Annotated in this window: 10 protein-coding genes and 1 riboswitch; of the genes, 6 read left to right on the top strand and 4 right to left on the bottom strand. The window is 74.8% G+C overall.

Annotation, left to right across the window (positions count from 1 at the left end):
- Positions 1-75 precede the first annotated feature (75 nt).
- Entirely contained in the window at positions 76-3792 is a 3717-nt protein-coding gene (cobN, locus tag E6R18_RS23870) for a cobaltochelatase subunit CobN (RefSeq protein WP_136318954.1), read from the bottom strand.
- A gap of 90 nt (positions 3793-3882) precedes the next feature.
- Positions 3883-3959, bottom strand: a riboswitch (cobalamin riboswitch).
- Positions 3960-4063: 104 nt separating this feature from the next.
- Between cobN and cobG the strand changes: the two genes are divergently transcribed.
- From cobG to E6R18_RS23885, 3 genes are all read left to right on the top strand, one after another.
- Positions 4064-5410, top strand: a complete 1347-nt coding sequence (gene cobG, locus E6R18_RS23875; RefSeq protein WP_206308391.1) for a precorrin-3B synthase — start codon at positions 4064-4066, stop codon at positions 5408-5410.
- A gap of 92 nt (positions 5411-5502) precedes the next feature.
- Positions 5503-6129 (top strand): precorrin-8X methylmutase, encoded by a 627-nt coding sequence (locus E6R18_RS23880; RefSeq protein ID WP_136318956.1) that lies wholly within the window; start codon positions 5503-5505, stop codon positions 6127-6129.
- Complete coding sequence (locus E6R18_RS23885) at positions 6126-7649, top strand: precorrin-2 C(20)-methyltransferase (protein ID WP_136318957.1); 1524 nt, start codon at positions 6126-6128, stop codon at positions 7647-7649. The genes E6R18_RS23880 and E6R18_RS23885 overlap by 4 nt, the downstream gene beginning before the upstream one ends.
- On the opposite strand, the gene E6R18_RS23890 is transcribed toward E6R18_RS23885, so the two are convergent.
- Positions 7639-8385, bottom strand: a complete 747-nt coding sequence (locus E6R18_RS23890; RefSeq protein ID WP_136318958.1) for a cobalt-precorrin-6A reductase — start codon at positions 8383-8385, stop codon at positions 7639-7641. The two genes, E6R18_RS23885 and E6R18_RS23890, sit on opposite strands and share 11 nt — an antisense overlap.
- A gap of 11 nt (positions 8386-8396) precedes the next feature.
- On the opposite strand from E6R18_RS23890, the gene E6R18_RS23895 reads away from it, so the two are divergent.
- The gene (locus tag E6R18_RS23895; protein WP_136318959.1) at positions 8397-9512 is read left to right on the top strand and encodes a cobalt-precorrin-5B (C(1))-methyltransferase; all 1116 of its coding nucleotides are present in this window, start codon (positions 8397-8399) and stop codon (positions 9510-9512) included.
- Positions 9513-9540: 28 nt separating this feature from the next.
- Here the strand turns inward: E6R18_RS23895 and cobM are convergent, their stop codons facing one another.
- A complete protein-coding gene (gene cobM, locus E6R18_RS23900; RefSeq protein WP_136318960.1) occupies positions 9541-10290 on the bottom strand; it encodes a precorrin-4 C(11)-methyltransferase in 750 nt (249 codons plus the stop codon).
- Positions 10287-11570 carry a precorrin-6y C5,15-methyltransferase (decarboxylating) subunit CbiE gene (gene cbiE / locus E6R18_RS23905; protein WP_136318961.1) on the bottom strand — a complete coding sequence of 428 codons (1284 nt, stop codon included), beginning with the start codon at positions 11568-11570 and terminating at the stop codon, positions 10287-10289. The genes cobM and cbiE overlap by 4 nt, the downstream gene beginning before the upstream one ends.
- Before the next feature lie 315 nt (positions 11571-11885).
- Between cbiE and modA the strand changes: the two genes are divergently transcribed.
- Together modA and E6R18_RS23915 are read left to right on the top strand one after the other, a co-directional pair.
- A complete protein-coding gene (gene modA, locus E6R18_RS23910; RefSeq protein ID WP_136318962.1) occupies positions 11886-12704 on the top strand; it encodes a molybdate ABC transporter substrate-binding protein in 819 nt (272 codons plus the stop codon).
- A gap of 65 nt (positions 12705-12769) precedes the next feature.
- The gene (locus tag E6R18_RS23915; protein WP_136318963.1) at positions 12770-14707 is read left to right on the top strand and encodes an ABC transporter permease; all 1938 of its coding nucleotides are present in this window, start codon (positions 12770-12772) and stop codon (positions 14705-14707) included.
- Positions 14708-14851: the final 144 nt, after the last annotated feature.

Consider the following 14851-nt stretch of genomic DNA (forward strand, 5'->3'; position numbering starts at 1 on the left):
GCGACGGGCCCGCCCGTGCACGCCCCTCCGCCCGGGTGGCCCCGTCCCGCCTGAAGGCGCACTGGGGCCGGCAGGTCAGTCCTCGCCCTCCAGGTTTCCTTCCGTCTCCAGGAACACCTGGCGCAGCGCTTCGAGCACCGCCGGGTCCGGCTTGGCCCACATGCCGCGCGACTCGGCCTCCAGCAGGCGTTCCGCGATGCCGTGGAGGGCCCAGGGGTTGGCCTGTTCGAGGAAGGCTCGGTTGGTGGGGTCCAGGACGTACGCCTCGGTGAGCTTGTCGTACATCCAGTCCGCGACCACGCCGGTCGTGGCGTCGTAGCCGAAGAGGTAGTCGACGGTCGCGGCGAGCTCGAACGCGCCCTTGTAGCCGTGGCGGCGCATCGCCTCGATCCACTTGGGATTGACGACTCGGGCGCGGAAGACCCGGGAGGTCTCCTCGGTCAGGGTGCGGGTGCGGACGGTCTCGGGGCGGGTCGAGTCCCCGATGTACGCCTCCGGGGCGCTGCCCTTGAGCGCGCGGACCGTGGCGACCATGCCGCCGTGGTACTGGAAGTAGTCGTCGGAGTCCGCGATGTCGTGCTCGCGGGTGTCGGTGTTCTTCGCCGCGACCGCGATGCGCTTGTACGCCGTCTCCATCTCCTCGCGGGCCGGGCAGCCGTCGAGGTCGCGGCCGTAGGCGTAGCCGCCCCACGTCGTGTAGACCTCGGCGAGGTCGGCGTCGGTGCGCCAGTCGCGGGAGTCGATGAGCTGGAGCAGCCCTGCGCCGTACGTGCCGGGGCGGGAGCCGAAGATTCGGGTGGTGGCGCGGCGTTCGTCGCCGTGTTCGGCCAGATCGGCCTGGGTGTGGGCGCGTACGTGGTTGAGCTCGGCGGGTTCGTCCAGCGAGGCGGCCAGCCGGACCGCGTCGTCCAGGAGGCCGATGGTGTGCGGGAAGGCGTCGCGGAAGAAGCCGCTGATGCGCAGGGTGACGTCGATGCGCGGGCGGCCCAGTTCCTCGGCGGGGATGGCCTCCAGGCCGGTGACGCGGCGGGAGGCGTCGTCCCAGACGGGGCGGACGCCGAGCAGCGCGAACGCCTCGGCGACGTCGTCGCCCGCGGTGCGCATCGCGCTCGTACCCCACAGGGAGAGGCCCACGGAGACGGGCCAGTCGCCGTTGTCGGTGCGGTAGCGCTCCAGGAGGGAGTCGGCCAGGGCCTGGCCGGTCTCCCAGGCGAGGCGGGAGGGGACGGCCTTGGGGTCGACGGAGTAGAAGTTGCGGCCGGTCGGCAGGACGTTGACCAGGCCGCGCAGCGGGGAGCCGGAGGGTCCGGCGGGGACGAAGCCGCCGTTCAGGGCATGGACGCAGTGGTCGAGTTCGGCGGTGGTGCCGGCCAGGCGGGGCACGACCTCGCGGGCGGCGAAGTCGAGGATGTCGGCGACAGGCTCTTCGAGCTCTTGGAGCAGGGGGTTGCGGCCGGTGGGCGCTGGGCTCCGCCCCGGACCCCGCTGCTCGATCGCCGCAGGGGCTCGATTTGGCTGCTCGATCGCCGCAGGGGCTTGAGCAGGCCGCTGGTTGGCCCGCCCGATCGCCGACGGGTCCCAGTCCGCGTCCTCCATCGCCTGGACCAGCGCGCGGGCCTGCTCCTCGACTGCGTCGGCGGCGGTGCGGGTGGCCGCCGACTCGTCCAGGCCCAGCGCCTCGCGCAGACCCGGCAGGGAGGCGGTGCCGCCCCAGATCTGACGGGCGCGCAGGATCGCGAGGACCAGGTTGACGCGGGCGGGTCCGGCGGGGGCGCCGCCCAGGACGTGCAGGCCGTCGCGGATCTGGACGTCCTTGATCTCGCAGAGCCAGCCGTCGAGATGCATGATGAAGTCGTCGAAGCCCTCGTCCTCGGGGCGTCCTTCGATGCCCAGGTCGTGGTCGAGCTTCGCGGCCTGGATCAGGGTCCAGATCTGGGCACGGATCGCCGGCAGCTTCGCCGGGTCCATGGCGGCGATCTGGGCGTGCTCGTCCAGGAGCTGTTCGAGGCGGGCGATGTCGCCGTAGCTGTCGGCGCGGGCCATCGGCGGCACCAGGTGGTCCACGAGCGTGGCGTGCACCCGGCGCTTGGCCTGGGTGCCCTCCCCCGGGTCGTTGACGAGGAACGGGTAGACGAGCGGCAGGTCGCCGAGCGCCGCGTCGGGGCCGCAGGCGGCGGACAGGCCGGCGTTCTTGCCGGGCAGCCACTCCAGGTTGCCGTGCTTGCCGAGGTGGATCATCGCGTCGGCGCCGAAGCCGTTGTCCTCGGCCCGGGCGGCGATCCAGCGGTAGGCGGCCAGGTAGTGGTGCGAGGGCGGCAGGTCGGGGTCGTGGTAGATCGCGATCGGGTTCTCGCCGAAGCCGCGCGGCGGCTGGATGAGGATGAGCAGGTTGCCGCGGCGCAGGGCGGCCAGGACGATGTCGCCCTCCGGGTTGCGCGAGCGGTCCACGAACATCTCGCCGGGGGCCGGGCCCCAGTGCTCCTCGACGGCTTCGCGGAGTTCGGCCGGGAGCGTGGCGTACCAGCGGCGGTAGTCGGCGGCGGGGATGCGGACCGGGTTGCGGGCCAACTGCTCCTCGGTGAGCCATTCCTGGTCGTGGCCGCCCGCCTCGATCAGGGCGTAGATCAGCTCGTCGCCGTCGCCGGAGGCGAGGCCGGGGACCTCCTCGTCGCCGAAGTCGTAGCCCTCGGCGCGCAGCCGGCGCAGCAGGGCGACCGCGCTGGCGGGGGTGTCGAGTCCGACCGCGTTGCCGATCCGGGAGTGCTTGGTCGGGTACGCGGACAGGACGAGCGCGAGGCGCTTGTCGGCGTTCGGGATGTGGCGCAGCCGGGCGTGGCGGACGGCGATGCCGGCGACGCGGGCGGCCCGCTCGTCGTCGGCGACGTAGGCGGGCAGGCCGTCCTCGTCGATCTCCTTGAAGGAGAACGGGACGGTGATCAGGCGCCCGTCGAACTCGGGGACGGCGATCTGGCTCGCGGCGTCCAGCGGTGAGACGCCCTCGTCGTTGCCCTCCCAGTCGCTGTGGGAGCTGGTGAGGCAGAGCGCCTGGAGGATCGGCACGTCGAGGCCGGTGAGCGCGCCCGCGTCCCAGGACTCGTCGTCGCCGCCGGCCGACGCCTCGGCGGGCCGGGTGCCGCCCGCCGCGAGGACGGTGGTCACGATCGCGTCGGCGTCCCGCAGGGCGTCGATGAGTTCCGGTTCGGGCGTGCGCAGCGAGGCCACGTACAGCGGCAGGGCGCGGGTGCCCTCGGCCTCCACGGCCCGGCACAGGGTTTCGATGAACGCGGTGTTGCCGCTCATGTGGTGGGCGCGGTAGTAGAGCACCGCGACGGTGGGGGCGCCGTCCTCGGTCGCGCGGGGGGTGCGCTCCAGCGGGCCCCAGGAGGGCGCGGCGGCGGGGGGTTCGAAGCCGTGGCCGGTGAGCAGGACGGTGTCGGAGAGGAACCGGGCGAGCTGTTCCAGGTTGGCGGGGCCGCCGTGGGCGAGGTAGGCGTGGGCCTCGGCGGCGATCCCGATGGGGACGGTGGAGGCGGCCATCAGCTGGGCGTCGGGGGCCTGTTCGCCGGTGAGGACCACGACGGGGCGGCCGGCGGCGAGGACTTGGTCGAGGCCGTCCTGCCAGGCGCGGACACCGCCGAGGAGGCGTACGACGACGAGGTCGGCGCCGTCCAGCAGCTCGGGGAGGTCCTGCAGCGGGAGCCGGGAGGGGTTCGCGTACCGGTAGCTGACCGGTCCGTCGGAGGCGCGGGCGCTGAGCAGGTCGGTGTCGGACGTCGACAGGAGCAGGATCATGCGGCGTCTGGCCTTCCTCGGGGTGTCCACGCCCCGGGCGGTGTCGAGAGCTCCCCTGCCCGGCGAGCGTGCCGAGTGGTGCGGGGAAGGGAGTTCCTGACTCGCTCGGCCGGGTGGGACCAAGCTCACAGTGGCGGGACCGCGCCGGATTCGCACCGGGCTTCCTCCCCTGTCGCCGTCTGTGGCGACGGCGGACCGGATGGTCCGCTGGTAGGGATAGTAAGGGCTTGGGGCCGACGATGGGTCATACGGATCAGATGAGATGGTCGGTATGCTCGCCGCCATGCCGCCCCCAGCCACCCTGCCCGCACAGCCCGGAGACGCCGTTTCCCGGGCCCGTGGCGACGCCTGCCCCGGTGCGCTGCGGCTTCACCGGGCGGACGACGGGGCCCTGGCGCGGGTCCGGGTGCCCGGTGGTGTGCTCAGCGCGGACCAGGCGGACGGCCTGCGTGAGTTGGCCGGCCGGCTGGGCGATGGTGAGGTGCATCTCACTTCGCGCGGCAATGTGCAGCTGCGCGGTCTGGGTCAGGGGTGCGGGGGTGAACTGGCCTCCCGGATGAGCGAAATGGGGCTTTTGCCCTCCGAACGGCATGAGCGGGTCCGCAATGTGGTCGCCTCCCCGCTGTCCGGGCTCGACGGGCTCGGCGCACGCGACGTGCGCCCCTGGCTGTCCGCGCTGGACGCCCTGGTGTGCGCGAGCGAGGAGGCGGCCGGTCTGTCGGGCCGGTTCCTGTTCGCGCTGGACGACGGGCGCGGCGATGCGGACGCGCTGGGCGCCGATGTGACGCTGCGGGCGCGGGACGACGGGGACGCGGATCTGCGGATCGGGCCCCTGGAGTCCGTCGCCCGGATTCCGGCGGACGAGGCGCCCGGGGCGGCTCTGGTCGCCGCGAAGGTGTTCCTGGAGGCGGCGGCCGGTTCCGGGGCATGGCGGGTGACGGATCTGCCCGAAGGTGCCGGGCCGCTGTCCGATTCGGTGGTACGGCGGTTGCGTGCGGCCGGGCTGCCCGTCGCCCGCGCGGTCGTACCGGTGCCGGGTGGGGCTGGGGCTCCCCCGGCGCTCGGTGCGGTGACCGGCCCCGGCGACACGGACGCGCTGTCGGTCGGGCTGCCGCTCGGGCGGGCCGGCGCGGCGCAGTGGCGGACGCTGACGGACCTCGCCCGGCGGTACGGCAGCGGCGAACTGCGGCTCACCCCGTGGCGCGGCGTCGTCGTGCCCGGCGTCGGGCGGGGGCGGGCCGGCGAACTGCTCGACGCGCTGGGCGCCGCCGGTCTCGTCACGGGTCCGCGCTCGCCGTGGACCGGGGTGGGCGCGTGCATCGGCCGGCCCGGCTGCGCGAAGTCCCTGGCCGATGTGCGGGGCGACGCGGCGGCGGCCGTGGGGGGCGGTGAGCCTGTGGACGCCGAGCGGGCCGCGGAGACGCTTCCGGTCCACTGGTCCGGGTGCGAACGGCGGTGCGGCCATCCCCGCGGTGCGTGGGTCGACGTCGTCGCCGGCCCGGACGGCTACCGGGTCTCCGTCGTGCGGGACGGCCGGCGCGACGCGCCCCCCTGTGTCACCGACGACCCGTCCGCACTCACCACCGCCGTATCGACGGCCCGCGCCAGCGGCACCTGACCGGCCGCTCCCCCGCCGGTCCCTGCCCCACACGACTGTTTCCCGCCCGATTTCAGCCCGTTTCCCCGCCCGATGAAGAGAGCGACAGCACTGTGCACCAGTACGAGAAGGACGGACCGGCCATCTATCGCCAGTCCTTCGCCACCATCCGGGCGGAGGCGGATCTCGCCGACCTGCCCGCGGACGTGAGCCAGGTCGCGGTCCGGATGATCCACGCCTGCGGGATGGTCGACCTCGTACGCGACCTCGCCTTCACGCCGGACGCGGTCTCCCGTGCCCGCGCGGCCCTGCGGGCGGGCGCCCCCATCCTGTGCGACGTCGCCATGGTCGCCAGCGGCGTCACCCGCAAGCGGCTGCCCGCGGACAACGAGGTGGTGTGCACCCTGTCCGACCCGGCGGTGCCCGGCCTCGCGGCGGAGCTGGGCACGACCCGCTCGGCGGCGGCCCTGGAACTGTGGCGCGACCGGATGGAGGGTGCGGTCGTCGCCGTGGGGAACGCGCCGACCGCGCTGTTCCGGCTCCTCGAAATGATCGAGGAGGGGGCCCCGCGCCCCGCAGCCGTCATCGGGGTGCCGGTCGGCTTCGTCGGCGCCGCCGAGTCCAAGGACGCCCTGGCCGCGCACCCGTCCGGGCTCGACCACCTGATCGTGCGCGGCCGGCGCGGCGGCAGCGCCATCGCGGCCGCCGCCCTCAACGCCATCGCCAGCGAGGAAGAATGAGCGTGAGCGAGCAGCAGACGGGACGGCTCTACGGGGTCGGGCTCGGCCCCGGCGACCCGGCCCTGATGACCCTGCGCGCGGTGGAGGTCATCGCCGACGCGGACGTCGTCGCCTACCACAGCGCCCGGCACGGGCGGTCCATCGCCCGGTCCATCGCGGCCAAGCACCTGCGCGCCGACCACATCGAGGAGGCCCTGGTCTACCCCGTCACGACGGAGACCACGGACCACCCGGGCGGCTACCGGGGTGCGATGGAGGACTTCTACACCGAGGCGGCGGCCCGGCTCGCGGCGCACCTCGACGCGGGGCGCACGGTCGCCGTGCTGGCCGAGGGCGACCCGCTCTTCTACGGCTCGTACATGCACATGCACAAGCGGCTGGCCGACCGCTACCCCACCGAGGTGATCCCCGGGGTCACCTCGGTCAGCGCCGCCGCCGCCCGGCTCGGGACCCCGCTCGCCGAGGGCGAGGAGGTCCTGACGATACTGCCCGGCACCCTGCCGGAGGAGGAGCTGACCGCCCGGCTGGCCGCCACGGACGCCGCCGTGGTCATGAAGCTGGGCCGTACGTTCCCCGCCGTCCGCCGCGCCTTCGAGGCGTCCGGCCGGCTGCCCGAGGCCCGGTACGTCGAGCGCGCCACGATGGCCGGGGAGCGGCTGGGCGAGCTGGCGGAGACCGACGCGGATTCGGTGCCGTACTTCGCGGTCGCCGTCCTGCCGAGCCGGATCGACGCGCGCCCCGAACGCGCCCCGGGCGACGGTGAGGTGGCCGTCGTCGGCACGGGTCCGGCGGGTCCGCTGTGGCTCACGCCCGAGACACGCGGGGCGCTGGCCGCCGCCGACGACCTGGTCGGCTACACCACGTACCTGGACCGGGTGCCGGTCCGTCCCGGTCAGACACGGCACGGCTCCGACAACAAGGTGGAGTCGGAGCGGGCCGAGTTCGCGCTCGACCTGGCCCGGCGCGGGCGGCGGGTGGCCGTGGTGTCCGGCGGCGACCCGGGCGTGTTCGCGATGGCGACGGCCGTGCTGGAGGTGGCGTTGCAGGAGGAGTACGCGGACGTGCCGGTACGGGTCCTTCCGGCAGTGACGGCCGCCAACGCGGCCGCGGCCCGGGCGGGCGCGCCGCTGGGCCACGACTACGCGACGATCTCGCTCTCCGACCGGCTCAAGCCGTGGGAGGTCATCGCCGAGCGGCTGCGGGCCGCCGCCTCGGCGGATCTGGTGCTCGCGCTGTACAACCCCGGCTCCCGCAGCCGGACCTGGCAGGTCGGCAAGGCCCGGGACCTGCTCCTCGAACACCGCTCGCCGGACACGCCCGTGGTCCTCGGGCGGGACGTCGGCGGGCCGGCCGAGAGCGTACGGACCGTGCGCCTGGCCGAACTCGACCCGGCCGAGGTCGACATGCGCACGATCCTGATCGTCGGCTCCTCGCAGACCCGGTGGGAGCGCCGGGGCGAAGGCCGGCACATCGTGTGGACGCCGCGCCGCTATCCGGAGGGCTCAGCGGCTACCCCGTGAGCACCCGCAGCCAGGCGACGGCCTCTTCGGGGCCGCCGGCCACCGCGCCTCCTTCGGGGACCGGTGGCCGGCTGACCACGACGACCGGGATGCCCGCCTCGCGGGCGGCGGCCAGTTTCGGGGCGGTGGCGGCGCCGCCGCTGTCCTTGGTGACGAGGACGTCCACGCGGTGGCGGCGGATCAGCTCCCGCTCGCCTTCGAGGGTGAAGGGCCCCCGGTCGAGCAGGGTCTCCATCCGGGCCGGACAGGGGGGTTCCGGCGCGTCCACGGACCGCATGAGGAACCACAGCTCGTCCAGGTCCGCGAAGGCGGCGAGGCCCATGCGCCCCGTGGTGAGGAACACCCGCCGCCCCAGCCCGGGCAGCGCATCGGCCGCCTCGGCCAGGGAGCCGACCGGGTGCCAGTCGTCGCCGTCGCCGGGCACCCAGCCCGGGCGGCGCAGCATGAGCAGGGGAACATGGGCGGCGGCGGCCGCGGTGGCCGCGTGGAATGTGATCGTCCCGGCGAAAGGATGGGTGGCGTCGATGAGCGCGTGGACCTGGTGCGTGCGGAGCCATTCCGCGAGCCCGCCGGCTCCGCCGAAGCCGCCGACGCGGACCTCCCCCGGCGGGAGCTTCGGCCGGGCCACCCGTCCGGCGAGGGAGCTGGTGACCCTGGACCCGGCGGGCAGTTCAGCCTCCAGCAGTTCGGCGAGCCGGCGGGCCTCCGTCGTCCCGCCCAGAATCAGTACGTGCATCGGAACCATCCATGAGTGAAGCGAAAGGCGGGCGCGCCGCCCAACTCAAGCACACCGGTCTGCGGCCCGGCTGGACGACCGGTGCCTGCGCCACCGCCGCCGCCACCGCCGCGTACACGGCGCTGCTCGGCGGCGACTTCCCCGACCCGGTCACCATCACCCTGCCCCGGGGCCAGACCCCGGCGTTCGCCCTGGCCGTGGAGGAGCTGGCCGACGGGCGGGCGACGGCGGGTGTGGTGAAGGACGCGGGCGACGACCCCGACGTGACGCACGGCGCCCTGGTGCGGGTGAGTGTGCGGGCGCTGCCGCCGGGCTCGGGCGTGGTGTTCCGGGCGGGTCCCGGCGTGGGCACGGTCACCCTGCCGGGGCTGCCGCTGGAGGTCGGCGAACCTGCGGTCAACCCGGTGCCGCGCACGATGATCCGCGAGCACATCGCCGAGGTCGCGGCGGCCCACGGCGGCTCCGGGGACGTCGAGGTGACGATCGGGGTGGACGACGGCGAGGAGATCGCCCGGTCCACCTGGAACCCGCGCCTGGGCATCCTGGGCGGTCTGTCGATCCTGGGCACGACCGGTGTGGTGGTGCCCTACTCCTGCTCGGCGTGGATCGACTCCATCCGCCGCGGCGTGGACGTGGCACGCGCGGCCGGTCACACCCATGTGGCGGGCTGCACGGGGTCCACCTCGGAGAAGACCGTGGTCGCCGAGTACGGACTGCCGGAGATCGCGCTGCTGGACATGGGCGACTTCGCGGGCGCGGTACTCAAGTACGTACGCCGCCACCCGGTGCAACGGCTCACGGTCTGCGGCGGGTTCGCCAAGCTGTCGAAGCTCGCCGCCGGCCATCTCGACCTGCACTCGGGCCGGTCCCAGGTCGACAAGGGGTACCTGGCCGAGCTGGCCCGGCGGGGAGGCGCCGACGAGGCCCTGGCGGCCGAGGTGGCCACCGCCAACACGGGCCTGGCCGCGCTCCGGTCGTGCCAGGCGCGCGGGGTTGCGCTGGGTGATCTGGTGGCCGTCGCGGCGCGCGACGAGGCGCTGTCCGTCCTGCGGGGCGCCCCGGTGGCCGTGGACGTCATCTGCGTCGACCGGGCGGGCACGGTGGTGGGGCGCAGCTCCGTGCGCTGACCTGTGCGCCGCCCGGCCCGGGTGGCCGTCAGCAGACGTGGCGGTCGCGGGCGGGCGAGTAGAGGTGGCTGTCGCGGAACTGCTCGGCGCCCAGGGTGCGGCCGACCATGATGACGGCGGTACGGATCACCCCGGCCGCCTTCACCTGCTCGGCGATGCCGTCCAGGGAGCCGCGCAGGATGACCTCGTCGGGCCGCGAGGCCATGGCCACGACAGCGGCCGGGCAGTCGGCCCCGTAGTGCGGGAGCAGTTCCTCCACGACACGGTCCACGTACCGGGCGGCGAGGTGCAGGACGATCAACGCGCCGCTGCGCCCCAGCGTCGCGAGGTCCTCGCCCTCGGGCATGGCGGTGGCCTGCTGGGCGATACGGGTGAGGATGACGGTCTGGCCGACGGTCGGGACGGTCAGCTCGCGCTTGAGCGCCGCAGCCGCCGCCGCGAACGCGGGCACGCCCGGCACCACTTCGTAGGGCACGCCCGCCTCGTCCAGGCGCCGCATCTGCTCGTTGACCGCGCTGAACACCGACGGGTCGCCGGAGTGCAGCCGCGCCACGTCGTGCCCCTCCCGGTGCGCGGCCAGCAGCTCGGCGGTGATCTGTTCGATGTCGAGCTGGGCGGTGTCCACCAGGCGCGCGTCGGCCGGGCACTCGGCCAGGAGTTCGCGGGGCACCAGGCTGCCCGCGTACAGGCAGACCCCGCAGGCGGCGAGCGTGCGCGCGCCGCGCACCGTGATCAGGTCGGCCGCGCCCGGGCCCGCGCCGATGAAGTACACGGTCATCTGTCGTCTCCTGAGGGTTGTGCGGGGGCCGCCCGGGTTTCCGAGGGCTTGCGTACGGACCACTGGGTGACCGGCATCGCCTGGCGCCAGCCGGTGAAGGTGCCGACCGGCACGGCGTGGGCCACGGCGAGGCGGACCAGGTCGCCGCCGTGCTCGCGGTGCTGAGCGGCGAGCACCGCCTCGGATTCCAGGGTGACCGTGTTGGCGACCAGCCGGCCGCCGGGCGGGAGCGCCTGCCGGCAGGTGTCGAGGAGGCCGGGTGCGGTGAGGCCGCCGCCGATGAACACGGCGTCCGGGGCGGGGAGTCCGGCCAGGCAGTCGGGGGCCCGGCCGGTGACGACGCGCAGGCCGGGGACGCCGAGCCGGTCGGCGTTGTCCGCGATGCGCGCCGCCCGCACCTGGTCGCGTTCCACGGTGATCGCCCGGCAGGAGGGGTGGGTGCGCATCCACTCGACGGCGATCGATCCGGAGCCGCCGCCGATGTCCCACAGGAGTTCGCCGGGGGCCGGGGCGAGCACGCCGAGGGTGGCGGCCCGCACGTGCCGCTTGGTGAGCTGGCCGTCGTGTGCGTACGCCTCGTCGGGCAGCCCCGGTACGGCGCCGAGGCGCAGGGCGCCGGGGGCGCTGCGGCACTCGACGGCGATGACGTTCAGCGGGTCGCCCGCCGGGTGGGCCCAGGTGTCCGCCGTGCCCTGGACGCACGCCTCGTCCTCGCCGCCGAGCTGTTCCAGCACCCGCATCCGGCTGGGACCGAAGCCGTGGTCGCGCAGCAGCGCGGCGACCGCGGCCGGGGTGGTGGCGTCGGCGCTGAGGACCAGCAGCCGGCGCCCTTCGTACAGGGCGGCGGCGAGCCGGGCGGCGGGGCGCCCGACCAGGGTGACGACCTCGGTGTCCTCCAGCGGCCAGCCGACGCGGGCGCAGGCGTAGGAGACGGACGAGGGGTGCGGCAGGACGCGCAGCCGCTCGGCGCCCAGCACTTCGGTGAGGGCGCGGCCGATCCCGTAGAACATCGGGTCGCCGCTGGCCAGTACGGCGATGCGGCTCGCCGCGTGCGCGGCGAGCAGGCCGGGGACGGCGGGGCGCAGCGGCGAGGGCCAGGGCACGCGGCGGCCCGCGCACTGTGGCGGGAGCAGGTCCAGTTGCCGTCCGGCGCCGATCAGGACCTGGGCGGCGGACAGCTCCGCGCGGGCCGTCTCGGGCAGCCCCGCCCATCCGTCGGCTCCGATCCCGACCACGGTCACTGCAGGTGGAAGCGGGTGCACGGGCGGCTCGGGGGTCACGGACGGTACCTCGGGTCTCGGGGGCTGGCGCACCCGAACTCTACTGTCCGGTCCCGGCCGGACCCCGGACAGGTCCCGGTCCCGGCCGGGCCCCGGACAGGTCCCGGGCCCGGATCCGGGAGCGGCCCCGCCCCCCGCGCACGGCTCGGACCTTCCTCCAGGCGCATATGCACCTGCCATGTGGTTTCCCATGGAAACCTGTAAATGCGATCCCAGAACACCTATTCTGTGGCACATGCTGTCTCCTGCCACCGGGCGGTCCGCTCGCCGGCCCGGCGGCATCGGCCCATCGCGTCCCCAAGGAGTCCCGCCCTCATGCCCTTCACCCCCGCCCTCACCCGTCGTCACGCCGCGGCGGCCCTCGTCGTCGTGGGACTGCTCGCACCGCTCACCGCGTGCGGCAGCGACGACGACACGAAGGACTCGGCCACCGGCTCCAGCGCCTCCGCGTCCGCTTCCGGCGCACCCTCGGCCGACCTGACGGTCCTCGCCGCCTCCTCGCTCACCGATGTGTTCAAGGAGGCGGGCGCGGCGTACGAGAAGGAGAACCCCGGGACGAAGGTGACGTTCTCCTTCGCCGGCTCCCAGGAGCTCGCCGCCCAGGTCAAGCAGGGCGCGCCCGCCGACGCCCTGGTCACCGCCGACACGAAGACGATGGACGGGCTGAAGGCGGACACCGGGACGCCCTCGGTCATCGCCGAGAACCGCCTCGTCATCGCCACCGGCAAGGGCAACCCGGAGAAGGTCGAGAACCTCAAGGACCTCTCCGGCACCAAGCTGAAGGTGGTCCTCGCCGCTCCCGAGGTGCCGGTGGGGCGTTACAGCAAGCAGATCCTGGACGCCCAGAAGATCACCGTGAAGCCGGTCTCCCAGGAGCCGAACGTGCGGGCGGTCCTGAGCAAGGTCGAGCTGGGCGAGGCGGACGCCGGTCTGGTCTACAAGACCGATGTCGCCTCGGCGGACGGCAAGGTCGACTCCGTCGACATCCCGGACGAGCAGAACGCGGTCGCCTCCTACCCGGCGGCGACGCTGAAGGCCGGCAAGCACAGCGCCGCCGCCGAGGCGTTCGTGAAGTGGCTGTCGACGCCCGAGGCACAGAAGATCCTCGCCGACGCGGGCTTCCAGCAGCCGTAACGTAGGCGGTCGCCCGGCCCGCGCACGGGCCGGGCACCCCTGCCCTCCAGCCCCAGGGAACCTCGATGAACCGTCCCCGCAGCCGCGCCGCGCGCCCCCGCGCGCCGATCGTGCTGGCGGTCCCCGCGCTCCTGGCCGTCGCCTTCCTGCTGCTGCCGCTGGCCGGGATCCTCGCCCGCACCTCGTGGGGCGAGCTGGGCGGACACCTCACCAGCGAGGGGACCACGCAGGCGCTGACCCTGTCGCTGATCGTCTCCGGGTGGGCGCTGGCCCTCTCCCTGGTCCTCGGGGTCCCGCTGGCCTGGCTGCTGGCCCGGGTCGACTTCCCCGGCAAGGTCTTCGTCCGCTCGCTGGTGCTGCTGCCGATGGTGCTGCCGCCCACGGTCGGCGGGGTCGCCCTGCTGCTCGGCTTCGGCCGCCGGGGGCTGCTGGGCCCGTGGCTGGAGGACTGGTTCGGCATCACGCTGCCGTTCCACACCTCCGGCGCCGTGCTTGCCGCGACCTTCGTCGCCATGCCGTTCCTGGTCATCAGCCTCGAAGGGGCGCTCGGCGGCCTGCGCCCCCGGTACGAGGAGACCGCGGCCTCCCTGGGCGCCTCGCCGGTACGGGTGTTCTTCACCGTCACGCTGCCGATGGTCGCCCCCGGGCTGGCCGCAGGCGCCGCGCTGACCTGGGCGCGCGCGCTGGGCGAGTTCGGCGCGACCATCACCTTCGCCGGAAACCTCCCCGGCACCACGCAGACCCTGCCCCTCCAGGTCTACCTGCTGCTCCAGGACAGCCCGGAGGCCGCCACCTCGGTCTCCCTGCTCCTGCTGGTCATCGCCATGGCCGTGCTGCTGGCCCTGCGCGGACGCTGGACCGGCGGCGCCCCCCGCCCCCGCGCGCCGCGCCCCGAGGACGCGGACGACGAACCGGCGGCCGTACGCAAACGGGCGGAGCCCGCCCCGCAGCCCGCCGCCGACCGGGAGCACTGGCCGCTGCACGCCGAAGTCACCGGGTTCAATCAGCTCACCCTCGACGCGGAGGGCGGCACCACCATCGCCGTCGTCGGGCCCAACGGCGCGGGCAAGACCACCCTCCTGCGCGCCCTGCTCGGCCTCACCCCGCGCGCCCACGCCCGGCTCCGGCTCGGTGACACCGACGTCACCGCCCTGCCCGCGCACCGCCGGGGCGTGGCCTGGGTCCCGCAGGACGGCGCCCTCTTCCCGCACATGAGCACCCTGGCCAACACCGCCTACGGGCTGCGCGCCCGGGGGGTGCCGCGCGCCGAGGCCCGCCGCAGCGCCCAGGAGTGGCTGGACCGGCTCGGGGTCGGCCACCTCGCCACGCGCCGGCCGGCCCAGGTCTCCGGCGGTCAGGCCCAGCGGGTGGCACTGGCCCGGGCGCTGGCCGCCCGCCCCCGCCTCCTGCTGCTCGACGAACCGCTCGCCGCGCTCGACCAGACGACCCGCTCCCAGGTCCGGCACACCCTGCGCCGCCACCTCGAAGGCTTCGGCGGCGTGTGCCTGATCGTCACGCACGACCCGGTCGAAGCCGTCGCGCTCGCCGACCGGGTCCTCGTCCTGGAGGAGGGCCGTACGCTCCAGGACGCCCCGCCCGCCGACGTCACCCGCAACCCGCGCTCCCCCTGGGTCGCCCGCATGCTCGGCAGCAACGCCTGGCCCGGGACCACCACCGCCGACGGGCTCGCACCGGCGGACGGCGGACACCTCGTCGTCGCCGACGCCCTGCCCGCCGGGGCGTCCGCGCTCGCGGTCATCGCCCCGGAGGCCGTCTCCGTGCACCGCGAGAAGCCGACCGGCAGCCCGCGCAACGTGTGGCCGGGTACGGTGCGCGAGATCACCGCGGGCGGCAGCCGGCTCAGGGTCCTGGTGGAGTCGGACCGGGCGCCGGACCTCGTCGCCGAGATCACCCCGCAGGCCGCGGCGGAGCTGTCGCTCGCCGACGGGGTGCAGGTGTGGACCAGCGTCAAGGCCACGGAGGTCACCCTCGTGGCGCTCTGAGGCCGGCGGTCGTCGCCCCTCTTGTCGCGGAGCCGGCCGGAATCGGGAACGGCCCGTTGCGCCGGTGTGGCCCCGGCCGATCATGGGCGGTAACGCTCGCCGCACACCGGGCGGGCAGCCGGTGTGCGAGCATGCGGCGCGATT

It is taken from the genome of Streptomyces sp. A1277, from assembly GCF_004795015.1.
In the GTDB taxonomy this organism is placed as follows: Bacteria; Actinomycetota; Actinomycetes; order Streptomycetales; family Streptomycetaceae; genus Streptomyces.

What these genes read in the sequence shown, in the direction of transcription:
- cobN (WP_136318954.1), bottom strand. Translation starts at nt 3,792, where the DNA reads ATGATCCTGCTCCTGTCGACGTCCGACACCGACCTGCTCAGCGCCCGC.
- cobG (WP_206308391.1), top strand. Translation starts at nt 4,064, where the DNA reads ATGCTCGCCGCCATGCCGCCCCCAGCCACCCTGCCCGCACAGCCCGGA.
- E6R18_RS23885 (WP_136318957.1), top strand. Translation starts at nt 6,126, where the DNA reads ATGAGCGTGAGCGAGCAGCAGACGGGACGGCTCTACGGGGTCGGGCTC.
- E6R18_RS23890 (WP_136318958.1), bottom strand. Translation starts at nt 8,385, where the DNA reads ATGCACGTACTGATTCTGGGCGGGACGACGGAGGCCCGCCGGCTCGCC.
- E6R18_RS23895 (WP_136318959.1), top strand. Translation starts at nt 8,397, where the DNA reads ATGAGTGAAGCGAAAGGCGGGCGCGCCGCCCAACTCAAGCACACCGGT.
- cobM (WP_136318960.1), bottom strand. Translation starts at nt 10,290, where the DNA reads ATGACCGTGTACTTCATCGGCGCGGGCCCGGGCGCGGCCGACCTGATC.
- modA (WP_136318962.1), top strand. Translation starts at nt 11,886, where the DNA reads ATGCCCTTCACCCCCGCCCTCACCCGTCGTCACGCCGCGGCGGCCCTC.
- E6R18_RS23915 (WP_136318963.1), top strand. Translation starts at nt 12,770, where the DNA reads ATGAACCGTCCCCGCAGCCGCGCCGCGCGCCCCCGCGCGCCGATCGTG.